We start from the raw sequence: 13,757 nt of genomic DNA on the forward strand, positions 1-13,757 counted from the left end.
AACCTTCATTCAAGAGTACGCACCAGCGACAGTGGCAAAGCCCGCGTCCGCGCGCAAGGCACCATCCGTTTAACCGCTTGACCCGCGCCCTCGCGGCAGGGCATCGCCGAAGCATGACCCAGTCCGATTGGACCAATGCCCTGGCCCGCGCCCAAGCGCATTCCCCTTTTCTGGCAGAAGGGCTGAGCCGCTGGGGTGATCTGAGCGAATTGCTGGCAGCGGGCCAAGGCGAAGCCGCGCTGACGCTGGCCAAACAGGCTGGCGTGGGCATTGACGATACCGGGGTTGCGCTACGCCGCGAAAAGCGCGCGCTCGCGCTGGCACTGGCGCTGGGTGATCTGGCCGGATCCTTCCCACTGGCACGGGTGATGGGCGAACTTTCCGGCTTTGCCGATCGCGCGCTGGACCGGGCGATTGCCGCTGCAATCCGCGAACGGGTGGCAGATTGCGAGCCGGCCGGATTTACCGTGCTGGCGCTGGGCAAGCACGGTGCAGAGGAGCTTAACTACAGTTCCGATATCGACCCGATCCTGCTGTACGATCCGGCCAGCCTGCCCCGCCGGGACCGCGACGAGCCCGGCGAAGCCGCCCAGCGGATTGCCCGCAAGCTGGTGGAATTGATGAGCCACGTTACCCACGATGGCTATGTTTTCCGGATCGACTTGAGGCTGCGTCCGGCCAGCGAAGTTACCCCGCTGGCTATCCCGTTCGAAGGGGCACTCAGCCATTACGAAAGCTCTGCCTTGGCGTGGGAGCGGGCAGCCTTCATCCGATCGCGGTCTTGCGCTGGAGACCTGGCCGCAGGGGACGCCTTCCTGGCTGCGATCCGGCCATTTGTGTGGCGTAAAAGCCTGGATTTTGGTGCGATCAATGAAATCGGCCGATTGACCACACGGATCCGCGCCAACCATTCAGGACCCGGCCGGCCCGGTCCTGGCTTCAATATCAAGCAAGGCCGCGGCGGCATTCGCGAAATCGAATTTTTCGCCCAGACCCACCAGTTGATCCATGGCGGACGCCATCCAGCGGTGCGGCTGCGCGGCACCCGTGCCAGCCTTGATGCCTTGGCCGAAGCGAGCCTGATCGGCAGCGACGATGCACATCTGCTGGGTGAAAGCTATGACCGGCTGCGCACGATCGAGCATCGGCTGCAAATGGTGGCGGATCAGCAAACCCACAGTCTTCCGATCGATCCCGCCGCGCTGGATAATGTGGCGCGATTAGATGGTCTGGCCGATGGCGCCGCGTTGGTTGCAGAACTGACCGCCATCACCGAAGCGGTGGGCCAGCGGTATGATCGGCTGATAGCCCTGCACGGCGGCGATACAGACACGGTGCAAGTGGCCGTTCGCGGCGGGTCGGCGCTCGAGAGCGAGCTGGCCCGATTGGGCTTTGAAGACCCGGCCGCGCTGGAGGCCCGAATCCAGGGTTGGCGATCAGGCAAGGTCCGGTCTTTACGCAGCGAGGCCGCCCGGGCCGCCTTCGATGCAATCCTGATGCCGCTGCTGGCCGCGTTTGCACGGGCGCCAGAGCCGATGCGCGCGCTGCTGCGCTGGGAAGAATTGCTGGCGGGCCTGTCCAGCGCGATCAACCTGTTCCGCCTGCTTGAGGCCCGGCCCGCACTGCTGGCATTGCTGGCCCGGATTCTTGGCTTGGCTCCGCCGCTGGCCGATGCCTTGGCCCGGCGCAGCAATTTGCTGGATCCGCTGATCGATGCCACCGCCTTTGATCTGCCCGGCAGCGTTGCTGATTTGATCGAGCAATTCGCCCGCGGCGAGGCCGATGACGATTATGAGCAGACGCTTGACCGGGTTCGCCGCCGCGTAGGTGAGCTGCGCTTCAAGCTGGGGGTCCAGCTAATCGAGGGATCGCGTGATCCGATCGCTTTGGGCGAGGCGTTGGCGCGCGTTGCCGAAGCCGCGCTTACTGCGCTGACCCGCGCCGCAACCGCCGAATTTGAAAAAATCCACGGCCGGATTGCTGGCAGCGAACTGCTGGTGCTTGGTCTTGGCCGCTTGGGCGGCGGGGCATTGACCCATGCCTCGGATCTTGATCTGGTGTTCCTGTTTACCGGCGAACATACCGGCGAAAGCGATGGCGCACGGCCGCTGGGTGCAACGCTTTATTTCAACCGCTTGGCCCAGCGGGTAATCGCTGCGCTTTCAGTCCCCACGGCGGAAGGGGCGCTGTATGAAGTTGATACCCGCCTGCGCCCATCGGGTGCGCAAGGGCCAATCGCGGTCAGCCTTGATGCCTTTGCCCGTTACCAGAACGAAAGCGCGTGGACCTGGGAACATATGGCACTGGCCCGCGCCCGCCCGCTGTTCGGCTCGGCAAACGGCCTGGCGCAACTGGGCGCGATCATCAAACAGGTCCTGTCTGCTCCGCGCGATCCGGCCAAACTGAAGGAAGACGTTCTGGCAATGCGCGGAGAGATGGCGCGGCACAAGCCGGCCAAGGGGCCGCTTGATATCAAACTGGTTCGCGGCGGGCTGGTTGATGTGGAATTCATCACCCATTTCCTGCAGCTGCGCGAAGGTACGGCGCTATCCCCTTCGATCCCGGCCGCGCTTGTGATGCTGGCGCAAACCGGGCTGGTTTCGCCCGATCTGATTGCGGCCCACGGGGCGCTCAGCCGGTTTCTGATCGCCTCGCGGTTGCTTGCACCCGATACCCAGGCGCCGCCGCCGGCGGCGCGCGCGGTGCTTGCCAGCGCTTGCCATAGCCGCGATTGGGACAGTCTGATCGCCTTGCTGGGCGAATCGCGCCGGATCGTGGCCGCAGTCTGGGCCGATCTGTTTGACGAAACTTTGGAAGGGTTTGAACAATGAGCAAGTTTCCAGCGCTGGGCGATAGCCTGCCCGATCTGGCATTGACCGCGCCCGATGGCAGCACCCTGCGCCTGACCAATTTTGCGGGGAAAAAGGTGGTCCTGTTCTTCTATCCCAAAGACGATACGTCCGGCTGCACCACTGAAAACAAGGATTTCTCCGCGCTGGCCGATCAGTTTTCGCAAGCCGGCACCGTCTTGCTGGGGATCAGCAAGGACCCCCCAAAGAAGCACCTTCGATTCATTGAAAAGCATGCGCTGGCCGCACCGCTGGCCAGTGATGCCGAGGCGGATGGATTATCTGACGCTTTGGGGATCTGGACCGAGAAATCGATGTATGGCCGCAGCTATATGGGCATGGTCCGTTCAACCTATCTGCTGGGCAATGATGGCGCGATTGCCCGGATCTGGAGCCCGGTCAAGGTCAAGGGCCACGCTCAGGAAGTGCTGGAAGCAGCCCAGGCGCTGTAAGTTCTGCCGCACGGGCCAACCGCTCAGCTCTGCTGGAATGCGATCCGCGGACAAAGGTGATCCAAGCCCGCGCGCTGGTGCGCGATTGGCGGCGCACGAATTCTCGAACGAATCCTTGACGACGAAATTGCTCACGTCCGTTTTGGTTCAACACACTTTATCGCACTGGCCGAATCTCGCGGCGAATCCGCTGAATCGTTTTGGAAAATGCTGGTTGCGCGCCGTTTTCAGGGGGCCGTTAAGCCACCATTCAACGACTCAGCGCGCCTCAGTGCCGGTTTACCGCGCTCTTTCTACAGTGGGGTTGCATGTTAACTCTTGCCCCTTCAAGCCCCCTTTCGAGACGGCTGGGGGCTTACCGACCATCTCGAAAATAGGGTTCGCCCGGCAACAACTGGCCGGCAAATTAAGGTAGTTCTGAGTGGTCGCGCTTTCGTTTTTTGCCAAGTTCCGTGGACTGGCTACAGTGCTGGCAGCAGCAGTGGGTGTGGCGAATGCCCAGCCCGCGCTGGCCAACAGTGCAGCCGCCAACGCTGATGTTACCGCTCCGCTGCGTGCTGCACAGGCTGCGCGCCCTTCGGCTGCTGGCGGCGATGAAGAATTTCACCAGCTGTTCACCGGCTGGAAATCGGCTGACAATGGCGGTTTGGCCGTTTCGGCCACGCAAACCGGTGCTGGCCCTGCCACTGCCGCTGCCCCAACCTATCGCCCGGTCACTGTGTCGATCCCATCACGCATGCCCGTTAACGGCGCAGCGCTGACCAGCGGCTATGGCATGCGGTTTCACCCGGTGATTGGCGGCCGCCGCCAGCACAAGGGTATCGATCTTGCGATGCCCACTGGCACCCCGGTCTATGCCACTGCCGATGGCGTGATCAGCCGCGCTGACTGGTTTTCAAGCTATGGCCTGTTCATCTCGGTAGAGCATGGCGGCAATATCCAGACCCGTTATGGCCACCTCTCGCGGCTCAATGTTGCCGCTGGACAGACTGTCCGCAAGGGTGATCTGATCGGCTATGTCGGCTCAACCGGCCGCTCAACCGGCCCGCATCTGCACTATGAAGTGCGGATTGCCGGTGCCGCCGTAAATCCGGTGCCTTATCTGCAAGGCGGAGCGCAGCAGGCTGCAGCGCCTGCTCCGGCCGCCCAGGTTGCCGCGATCGGCGGCGGGGACGAAGACTAAACTTCAGCTTCGCGCTGGTTTGAATGGGCGACGGGCAACCGTCGCCCTTTTCGTTTGTTGCGCAGCTGTACGCGCCCCTTACGAACGCGGCCTATAGCGGGGCGCAACTTCTTGAAGAAAAAAGCAATCTTTCGACAAGCCCAGGATAGACGGGGGCGGGGAGGAAAGGTGATGCAGATTTCCCAATCACCGCTCCAAATTTCCAATTGCGTGATTTAATCGTTCGGTTAAACCTCTCCCCAAGGCGGCCGACCTGGGCTGCGATGGAGAAAGCGATGCATCCCAGCGTCCACGCCCGGACTACCCCCGACAAGCCTGCCATAATCATGGCCGGCAGTGGTGAGACGATCAGCTATGCTGAACTTGATCGGCGCTCAAACCAGGTTGCGCAATTGCTGCGCGCGCGCGGGATCGGGATCGGCGATACGGTCGCGATGTGTCTGGAAAACCATCCGTGGTTCTTCTGCCTGGCTTGGGGGTTCCAGCGCGCGGGCGTGCACTATGTTGGCATCTCCAGCCGCCTGACGGCGCCCGAAACCGCCTATATTCTTGCGGATAGCGGGGCCAAAATCCTGTTCGGATCGGCCTATCTGGCCCCGGCGCTGGATGAAGTGGCGACGCTGGCTCCGCAGGTACCGCAATTGCGCTTTGGCCTGGACGCAGAACACGCGCTGGCCGCAATGCCGAACACGCCGATTGCCGATGAGCGCGCCGGCGCCGATATGCTGTATTCCTCGGGCACCACAGGGCAGCCCAAAGGGGTGAAGATCCCGCTGCCTGCCGATCCAGCGATCGATGCCACCAATGTGCTCGTTCAGTTGGCGATGATGGCTTATGGAATCAACGCGGACGCGGTCTATCTCTCCCCTGCGCCGCTCTATCACGCGGCGCCGCTGCGCTGGTCAATGACCGTGCACAAGATCGGCGGCACGGTGGTGGTGATGGAACGGTTTGATCCGGAAGCCGCGCTGGCCGCGATTGAAAAGTACAAGATCACCGACAGTCAATTTGTACCAACCCATTTTGTGCGAATGCTCAAGCTGCCTGAAGACGTGCGCAAGAAGTACGATGTTTCGACCCTAAAGTGCGCGATCCACGCTGCCGCGCCGTGCCCGGTGCCGATCAAACAGGCGATGATCGAATGGTGGGGGCCAGTCCTGTTCGAATACTATGCCGGGACCGAAGGCAACGGATCGACCTTCATCACCAGCGCCGAATGGCTGGGCAAGCCAGGCTCGGTCGGCAAGGCGCTTTCGGGCATTCTGCATATCTGTGACGAAAACGGTGATGACGTGCCGCCCGGCACCGAAGGCCAGGTGTTTTTCGAACCGACAGAAGGCATGATGCCGTTCGAATACCACAACGACCCGGCTAAAACCGCTGACGCCAAGAACAAGCATGGCTGGTCGAGCCTGGGTGACGTTGGTTATATGGACAGTGACGGCTACCTGTTCCTGACCGACCGCAAGAGCTTCATGATCATCTCGGGCGGGGTTAACATCTACCCGCAAGAAATCGAAAATCTGCTGATCACCCACCCCAAGGTGGCCGATGCCGCTGTGATCGGCGCGCCTGATCCCGATATGGGGGAAAGGGTAGTTGCGGTGGTCCAGCCGCTGGACATAGCTGATGCCACACCGCAATTGGCTGAAGAACTTGCGGCCTACCTCGCCCCGCAGCTCAGCCGGGTCAAAATGCCGCGCCAAATTGATTTTCGCGAACAGTTGCCACGTGAACTGACCGGTAAACTCTACAAGCGATTGCTGCGCGATGAGTACAAGCAAGCCTATGAAAAGGCTCAGGCAGGAGCATGAATGTGAAGACCGGACCAAACGCATCGCCTGCCGACTCGCTCGCTGTTGTCGATCCCAATAGCTATGCTGATTGGAACTCTGCGCTTGATCTGTTTGATCGGCTACGCGGGGAGAGCCCGGTGGTGCGGATCGAGTGTCCCGATGGCAGCTTCGATCCGTTCTGGCTTTTGACCCGTTATGAGGACGCGATGCGGGTGTCCAAGGACAACGCCGGCTTTCTAAATGCCCCGCGTTCAACGGTTTTTACCAACAAGGCCGGTGAAGCGCTGGCCCGCGAGGTTACGGCCCGCCAGGGTGAAGAAAGCCCCAATCTGGTAAGCTCGCTGGTGGTGATCGATGCCCCAAAGCACCCAAAATTGCGCCGCCTGACCCAGGAATGGTTCATGCCCAAGAACCTGCGCAATATCGAAGCCGCAATCCGCGATCTGGCGATCAAGACGGTCGATCGGTTCATCGAAGCATCGCAAGGTGGCAATGAAGTGGTTGATTTTGTGCCACTTGTTGCCGCGCCATACCCGCTGCACGTGGTAATGCAGATCCTGGGGGTTCCCGAAGCAGACGAACCCAAGATGCTGTTCCTGACCCAGCAGATGTTCGGCGGGCAGGACGAAGATCTTTCACAAAGCGGCATGGCCCAGATGACGCCTGAAATGATCAGCCAGATCGTGTTCGGGGCGGTGGCCGAATTTGAAACCTATTTCGAAGGTCTGGCCGCACAGCGCCGCGCCAATCCAACCGGTGATGTCGCGACCATTCTGGCCACGGCGCAGATTGACGGCGAGCCGATCAGCGCGCGTGACCGGGCGGGCTATTATATCATCGTTGCCGCTGCCGGGCATGACACCACCAGCGCTTCAACCGCCGGTGCGATGCTGGCCCTGGCCCAAGACCCTGAGCAGTTCGCGCGGGCCAAGGCAGACCGCAGTCTGGTTCCCGGGATTGTCGAGGAAGCGATCCGCTGGACCAGCCCGGTCCAGCACTTCATGCGCACCGCCGTCGCAGATTGCCAGTTCGGCGATGTAACGGTCCGGGCCGGTGATTGGCTGATGATCAACTATGTCGCTGCGAACCACGATCCAGAGCAGTTCGATAATCCGCGCAAATTTGATGCAACCCGCGATGCCAACCGCCACCTGGCTTTCGGTGCCGGCGCGCACCAATGCCTGGGGCTGCACCTGGCGCGGCTGGAAATGCGGTTGCTGTTCGAAGCCTTGCTGGACCGGGTCGATAGCATCGAATTGGCGGGCGAGCCCAGGCGCGCCAAAAGCACCTTCGTGGGCGGGCTGAAGACCTTGCCGCTGCGCATTTCCGGACATTAGGGAGGACCTAGCCTGTTCCACTTACGTGGAAGCACCATCGGCCCGCTCCCCCTCACGGCCACCCAACATTAGGGTATTCTATGGGTGGCCGTGAGGGGGGGTGGGCCGGTGGTGTGCTGTTTCAGTTTTACTGAAACAGACTGCAATGTGACAATGCGCTTGTCAGCGGGGCAGACTTTGTGCAGAATTTGAACGGGTTGCTGAAAACGGGGAAACCTCGGTGTCGCAAGATCATGTGATAAGAGTGCGGTTTTACCCGCCACCTGAAGACCTGCGCCGGTACTTCACAACCTTCTACGTCAGCGAATTCGATCCCGGATCGGCCGATGTTCTGCGTGATAGCCTGCATCCCGAATGGGCCGGAATGCGGTTCTTTTCGCCAACTGGCCCGGTCGCCTGGAACGATGGCGGTGATCGGCTGGCCAATTGCGCCTTCATCACCCAGGGCCCCAGTTCGCACCCGATCCATTTTGAGCTGCCCAAGACCCGAACCTGGGGGCTTGGCCTGTTGCCGCTTGGCTGGGCCAAATATGTCCGCCTGCCCGCAGGCCAAATGGCCAACCGGCTGTGCGATGGCTTTACCCATCCCGGATGTGAACCATTTCGTCCGCTGGCCCAAACCCTGTTCGGCGATGTGCCCGATGAAGCCGCCGAGCTGGAGCGGATGATCGCATTCTTCCGCGCTTTTCCAGCGAAAGATCCGATCGATGCAAAGCGGATCACCGCGATCCACGAAGCCCTGGTTGATCCGCAGCTCACCACCGTGCAGGAACTGGTTTCGCGGGTTGCCGCCAGCCAGCGCACGATTGAGCGGATCAGCCACAAGCACTTTGGCTTTTCGCCCAAATTGCTGCTGCGCCGCCAGCGCTTCATGCGCAGCCTGGCCCAATTCATGATCGATCCCAGTCTGAAATGGATCGGGGCGATGGATTGCCACTATCACGACCAGGCCCAATTTGTCCGCGATTTCCGCGAATTCATGGGTATCAGCCCGCGCGAATATTCCTCGCAGTCGCACCCGGTGCTGAAACGATTTACGCAGGAACGTAACCAGGCGCTGGCCTCTGCTGTGCAAACGCTCGATCGGCCTGGCGGAGTGGGCAAGACGGCGGCCTGAGTTTTCCTTGGAATTTGGCTGAGGCGAAGGCTAAAGGCCGTGCCTCAATCCCAATTGCCTAAGTGGAATTTCAGATAGTGGACTACGCAGCAACCCGAGACGAGGCGCTGGCACGCGTTGCCGATGCACAGGATTTGGGCGCGGTTGAGGCGCTGCGCGTGGAATTGCTTGGAAAATCAGGTTCAATATCAGGCTTGCTGAAGACACTGGGCGGGATGTCCCCGGAAGAACGCCAGGCGCTTGGCCCGCAGATCCACGCGCTGCGCGAAAGCGTCAGCCAGGCGCTCGGCGAAGCAAAGGACCAGCTCGAAAGCGCCGCCCTGCAAGCCCAATTGGCGCACGAGACGGTAGACCTTTCGCTGCCCGCTTGCGAAGCCCTGCGCGGTACGGTCCACCCGGTTAGCCAGGTGATGGATGAATTGGCCGAAATTTTTGCCGATCTGGGCTTCGCGGTGGCAACCGGTCCTGAAATTGAGGACGATTGGCACAATTTCACCGCGCTAAACATTCCTGAAAGCCACCCGGCGCGGGCGATGCACGATACGTTCTATTTCCCCGACCAGATGGCACAGGTCGGGCAGAAGATGCTGCTGCGGACCCACACCAGCCCGGTTCAGATCCGCACCATGCTGGACGCTGTCAAAACCAATCCAGGCGGCGCGCCGATCCGGATCATCGCGCCGGGCCGGGTCTATCGCAGCGATAGCGATGCCACCCACACCCCGATGTTTCATCAGGTTGAAGGCCTGGTGATCGACAAGGGAATTCATCTGGGCCACCTCAAATGGACGCTTGAGACCTTTCTCAAGGCCTTTTTTGAGCGCGAGGACATCGTGCTGCGGCTGCGTCCCAGCTATTTCCCCTTCACCGAGCCTTCGATCGAAGTTGATGCCGGCTTCGCAATCATAAACGGCAAGCGCGTGCTGGGCGGCAGCGGCGATGCGCCAGGGCACGGCTGGATGGAACTGCTGGGCAGCGGCATGGTGAACCGCAAGGTGATCGAAGCCGGCGGATTTGATCCCGATGAATGGCAGGGCTTTGCCTTTGGTGTTGGGGTCGATCGGCTGGCCATGCTGAAATACGGGATGGACGATCTGCGGGCCTTCTTTGATGGCGATGTGCGCTGGCTGCAGCACTATGGCTTTTCAGCCCACGATGTGCCGACCCTTTCCGGCGGCGTAGGAGTGCGGCCATGAAGTTTTCGCTGACCTGGCTGAAGGACCACCTTGAAACGGCGGCTGCGCTTGAGGCCATTTCCGCCAAACTCAACGCCATCGGGCTTGAGGTTGAGGGGATCGAGAACCCGGCCGACAAGCTTGGCGGGTTCAAGGTTGCCCGCGTGCTAACCGCCGCGCCCCACCCCAATGCCGATAAGTTGCAGGTTCTTACCGTCGATGCCGGGGAGGCCGCACCATTGCAGGTTGTTTGCGGCGCGCCCAACGCCCGCGCCGGCATGATCGGGGTGCTGGGCCTGGCTGGCGCAATCGTTCCGGGCGGTGGGTTCGAGCTTAAAAAGTCAGCGATCAGGGGCGTCGAATCGAACGGCATGATGTGTTCGGTGCGCGAACTGGAGCTGGGCGATGAGCACGACGGGATCATCGAGCTTCCCGCCGATGCACCCGTTGGGACGCCGTTTGCAGACTATCACGGCGCCGATCCGGTGTTTGATGTGGCGATCACGCCAAACCGGCCGGATTGCATGGGGGTTTACGGCATTGCCCGCGATCTGGCTGCGGCCGGCCTGGGCACGCTGAAGCCGATCGCTGCGCAAGCCGTGCCGGGCAGCTTCCCCTGCCCCATTCCGATCCGCACCGACGACGCAGAAAGTTGCCCGGCGTTCTATGGCCGCGTGATCAGAGGCGTGACAAACGGCCCATCGCCGAAATGGATTCAAGACCGCCTGATCAGCGCGGGCCAGCGCCCGATCTCGGCCTTGGTGGACATCACCAACTACGTGATGCTGGCCTATGGCCGCCCGGCGCATGCCTATGACCTTTCCAAGCTCTCGGGCGCGATCTTCGCCCGCCGCGCCAAGGATGGTGAGACCTGCCTGGCGCTCAACGGCAAGGAGTACACGCTCACCAGCGACATGACCGTGATCGCCGATGACAACGGCGTCCATGACATCGCCGGGATCATGGGCGGCGAGCATTCGGGCTGCTGCGATCAGACCACCGATGTGCTGCTGGAAGTGGCGTATTTTGATCCCGTGCGGATCGGGAATACCGGCCGCGCGCTGAACCTCACTTCGGATGCCCGCCAGCGGTTTGAACGCGGGGTTGATCCGGTGTTCCTTGATGCCGGACTTGCGATCCTGACCGATCTGATCGTCAGCATCTGCGGCGGTGAGCCCAGCGAGCTGATCCGTGCCGGCGAAGCGCCGACTACGCCCAAGCTGGTCAAATACGATCCCGCCATGGCCGAAAGCCTTGGCGGGGTGGCGATCCCAGAAGCACAGCAGCGCGCCACGCTTTCCGCACTGGGCTTTACCGCCGACGCGGCATGGACCGTAACCGTGCCCAGCTGGCGCCCCGATGTGGATGGCGCACCCGATCTGGTCGAAGAGGTGGTGCGGATCCACGGGCTGGACAATGTGGCCAGCGTAGCCCTGCCGCGCGCCGAAGGTGTTGCCCGGCCAACCGCGACCGCTGAGCAGCAGCAGGAGCGCAAACTGCGCCGCGCCGCCGCTGCGCTGGGGCTCAATGAAGCTGTCACCTGGTCGTTCATTTCCGAGCGCGAAGCCGAGGCTGTGGGCGGCGGCACCTGGGTGCTGCAAAACCCGATCAGCGAAGACATGAAGGTGATGCGCCCATCGCTGTTGCCGGGGCTGCTTTCGGCGGTCCAGCGCAATATGGATCGCGGGGCCAGCTCGGTTCGGCTGTTCGAGATCGGGCGGCGCTATCTGGCAGATGCCGAGCATCCCACGCTGGTGCTGGTGCTGGCCGGTAACAAGGCGGCGCGATCATGGCAGCACGGCAAGGCCGCCGCATTTGACGCGTTCGATGCCAAGGCGCTGTGTCTGGAACTGCTGCGTGAAATGGGCGCGCCGGTTGATAACCTGATGGTCATGGGCCTTGTTGATTCTGGGCAAGGCAACCACTATCACCCCGGCCAGTCAGCCACGCTGCGGCTGGGGCCCAAAACGGTCGTCGCCAGCTTTGGCATGGTCCACCCCGCAACACTGAAAGCCTTCGATATCGACGGCCCGGTGGCGGTGGCCGGGATCCACCTCGATGCACTGCCCGCCAAAATGCCCGGCAGCTTTGCCCGCGCGGCCTATGCCCCGCCGGCCTTGCAGGCTGTGACGCGTGACTTTGCCTTCCTGGTCGATGCCGCGCTTCCCGCTGGCGATCTGGTCCGTGCGGTCAAGGGCTGCGACAAGGCGAATGTGGTGGGCGTGCGGCTGTTTGATCGGTTCGAAATGCCTGACGGCAAGCTATCACTGGCGATCGAGGTTACGCTGCAACCGGGCGAGAAAAGCTTTGACGAGGCCGAACTGAAAGCGATTGCCGAGCGGGTTACCAGCGCGGCGGCAAAACTGGGGGCCGTGCTGCGGGGTTAAAGCCCGCGCGATAGCTTCAGCACGCGTTCGTACAAATCCGGTGCGGCTTCGCTGCGGATCATCAGGACCGCGTGGGTCAGCCGGACGCGGCGCTGGGTTTGGCCTTTGGCAAGAGCGGCAAGGTGTGCAGTCACGTCCCGGCGGGTCGCCCCGTCCTGTCCATTGGCGGCAGCTATCAGTAACGCGGCAAGCTGATGCTGGCCGGGATCGGCATCAAGCCGTTTCTGGCGATTAAAGTAAAACCACCAGGCCAGCCCAAGCGGGAATGAAAAGGCCAGCAGATACAGCCACATCCTAGCCGCACTGCCCGCGGTGCAGCAGCTTGTGATCGGCCAGCACCAGCGCCATCATCGCTTCCACCACCGGCACGCCCCTGATCCCGACACACGGATCGTGGCGGCCCTTGGTGCGGATTTCTGCGGCCTGGCCATCACGGTCAATCGTTTCAACCGGGGTCAGGATCGAGCTGGTCGGTTTGAACGCCACGCGCACCAGCACTGGCTGGCCGGTGCTGATCCCGCCGGCAATCCCGCCGGCATGGTTGGCGGTGAATTGCGGGCTAACATTTCCCGCTTTGCCGTCATTGGGCCGCATCGGATCGGCATTCTGTTCACCGGTCAGCCGTGCGGCGGCAAACCCATCGCCGATTTCCACGCCTTTGACCGCGTTGATGCCCATCATCGCAGCAGCCAGTTCGGCATCAAGCTTGGCATAGATTGGCGCGCCCCAGCCGGCGGGCACGCCGCTGGCCACACATTCGACCACCGCGCCGACTGAGCTGCCGGCCAGCCGCGCATCATCAACGATTTTTTCCCATCGCGTGGCCGCCGCCGCATCCGGGCAGAAGAACGGATTTTGGCCAATCTGTGCCGGATCGAAATTGGCCATATCAATCGCATCGCCGCCGATTTCGGAAACATAGCCCAGCACCGCCACTTCGGGGATCACCAGCCGCGCAACCGCCCCTGCCGCAACCCGTGCCGCGGTTTCGCGCGCGCTGGATCGCCCGCCGCCGCGATAATCCCGGAAACCATATTTGGCATCATAGGCATAGTCAGCGTGGCCCGGGCGATAGGCATTGGCCACTTCGGAATAGTCCTTGCTGCGCTGATCGACATTTTCGATCATCAGCGAAATCGGAGTGCCGGTGGTGCGCCCTTCGAAAGTACCAGACAGGATCCGCACCGCATCGGGTTCCTGGCGCTGGGTGGTATATTTCGATTGCCCCGGGCGCCGCGCATCAAGGAACGGCTGGATCACGTCCTCGCTGATTTCCAGTCCCGGCGGGCACCCATCAACAACCGCGCCCAAGGCCGGCCCGTGGCTTTCGCCCCAGGTGGTAAAACGCAGCAAGTGGCCAAATGTGTTGAAGGACATAACGAAGGCTTTGTCGCGATTTTGCGTAAATGTCCACCCGAACACCGGTTCGGCATCCCCGTCCCAACCTTCGTCATCCCCGCG

Annotated in this window: 11 protein-coding genes; 9 read left to right on the forward strand and 2 right to left on the reverse strand. The window is 61.9% G+C overall.

Translation table 11 applies throughout. The features are described 5' to 3' along the window. Positions 1-77 precede the first annotated feature (77 nt). The 9 genes from ABL914_RS08775 to pheT all read left to right on the forward strand — a co-directional run bounded on the left by ABL914_RS08775 (position 78) and on the right by pheT (position 12,296). Complete coding sequence (locus ABL914_RS08775; protein ID WP_391562802.1) at positions 78-2,831, forward strand: bifunctional [glutamine synthetase] adenylyltransferase/[glutamine synthetase]-adenylyl-L-tyrosine phosphorylase; 2,754 nt, start codon at positions 78-80, stop codon at positions 2,829-2,831. Beyond that, positions 2,828-3,301, forward strand: coding sequence for a peroxiredoxin (locus tag ABL914_RS08780; protein ID WP_391562803.1), 474 nt, complete (start codon positions 2,828-2,830; stop codon positions 3,299-3,301). The genes ABL914_RS08775 and ABL914_RS08780 overlap by 4 nt, the downstream gene beginning before the upstream one ends. A 99-nt stretch (positions 3,302-3,400) precedes the next feature. Continuing rightward, positions 3,401-3,616 carry a DUF455 family protein gene (locus ABL914_RS08785; RefSeq protein WP_391562815.1) on the forward strand — a complete coding sequence of 72 codons (216 nt, stop codon included), beginning with the start codon at positions 3,401-3,403 and terminating at the stop codon, positions 3,614-3,616. A gap of 106 nt (positions 3,617-3,722) precedes the next feature. After that, the gene (locus ABL914_RS08790) at positions 3,723-4,484 is read left to right on the forward strand and encodes a M23 family metallopeptidase (RefSeq protein WP_391562804.1); all 762 of its coding nucleotides are present in this window, start codon (positions 3,723-3,725) and stop codon (positions 4,482-4,484) included. A 275-nt stretch (positions 4,485-4,759) separates the two neighbouring features. After that, entirely contained in the window at positions 4,760-6,298 is a 1,539-nt protein-coding gene (locus tag ABL914_RS08795) for an acyl-CoA synthetase (RefSeq protein ID WP_391562805.1), read from the forward strand. A gap of 2 nt (positions 6,299-6,300) precedes the next feature. Next, positions 6,301-7,617, forward strand: a complete 1,317-nt coding sequence (locus ABL914_RS08800; RefSeq protein WP_391562806.1) for a cytochrome P450 — start codon at positions 6,301-6,303, stop codon at positions 7,615-7,617. A 220-nt stretch (positions 7,618-7,837) separates the two neighbouring features. Continuing rightward, complete coding sequence (locus ABL914_RS08805) at positions 7,838-8,734, forward strand: helix-turn-helix domain-containing protein (protein WP_391562807.1); 897 nt, start codon at positions 7,838-7,840, stop codon at positions 8,732-8,734. 77 nt (positions 8,735-8,811) lie between these two features. Continuing rightward, positions 8,812-9,930 carry a phenylalanine--tRNA ligase subunit alpha gene (gene pheS, locus ABL914_RS08810; protein WP_391562808.1) on the forward strand — a complete coding sequence of 373 codons (1,119 nt, stop codon included), beginning with the start codon at positions 8,812-8,814 and terminating at the stop codon, positions 9,928-9,930. Then, positions 9,927-12,296, forward strand: a complete 2,370-nt coding sequence (gene pheT / locus ABL914_RS08815) for a phenylalanine--tRNA ligase subunit beta (protein ID WP_391562809.1) — start codon at positions 9,927-9,929, stop codon at positions 12,294-12,296. Before pheS ends, pheT begins: the two co-directional genes overlap by 4 nt. On the opposite strand, the gene ABL914_RS08820 is transcribed toward pheT, so the two are convergent. Then, positions 12,293-12,589: a hypothetical protein gene (locus tag ABL914_RS08820; protein WP_391562810.1), complete on the reverse strand. Its 297-nt coding sequence runs from the start codon at positions 12,587-12,589 to the stop codon at positions 12,293-12,295. The genes pheT and ABL914_RS08820 overlap by 4 nt on opposite strands. A gap of 1 nt (position 12,590) precedes the next feature. Next, a complete protein-coding gene (gene aroC, locus ABL914_RS08825) occupies positions 12,591-13,673 on the reverse strand; it encodes a chorismate synthase (RefSeq protein ID WP_391562816.1) in 1,083 nt (360 codons plus the stop codon). Between the last annotated feature and the right edge of the window lie 84 nt (positions 13,674-13,757).

This window comes from Novosphingobium sp., from assembly GCF_040079535.1.
GTDB lineage: Bacteria > Pseudomonadota > Alphaproteobacteria > Sphingomonadales > Sphingomonadaceae > Novosphingobium.

What these genes read in the sequence shown, in the direction of transcription:
- aroC (WP_391562816.1), bottom strand. Translation starts at nt 13,673, where the DNA reads ATGTCCTTCAACACATTTGGCCACTTGCTGCGTTTTACCACCTGGGGC.
- ABL914_RS08795 (WP_391562805.1), top strand. Translation starts at nt 4,760, where the DNA reads ATGCATCCCAGCGTCCACGCCCGGACTACCCCCGACAAGCCTGCCATA.
- ABL914_RS08780 (WP_391562803.1), top strand. Translation starts at nt 2,828, where the DNA reads ATGAGCAAGTTTCCAGCGCTGGGCGATAGCCTGCCCGATCTGGCATTG.
- ABL914_RS08820 (WP_391562810.1), bottom strand. Translation starts at nt 12,589, where the DNA reads ATGTGGCTGTATCTGCTGGCCTTTTCATTCCCGCTTGGGCTGGCCTGG.
- pheT (WP_391562809.1), top strand. Translation starts at nt 9,927, where the DNA reads ATGAAGTTTTCGCTGACCTGGCTGAAGGACCACCTTGAAACGGCGGCT.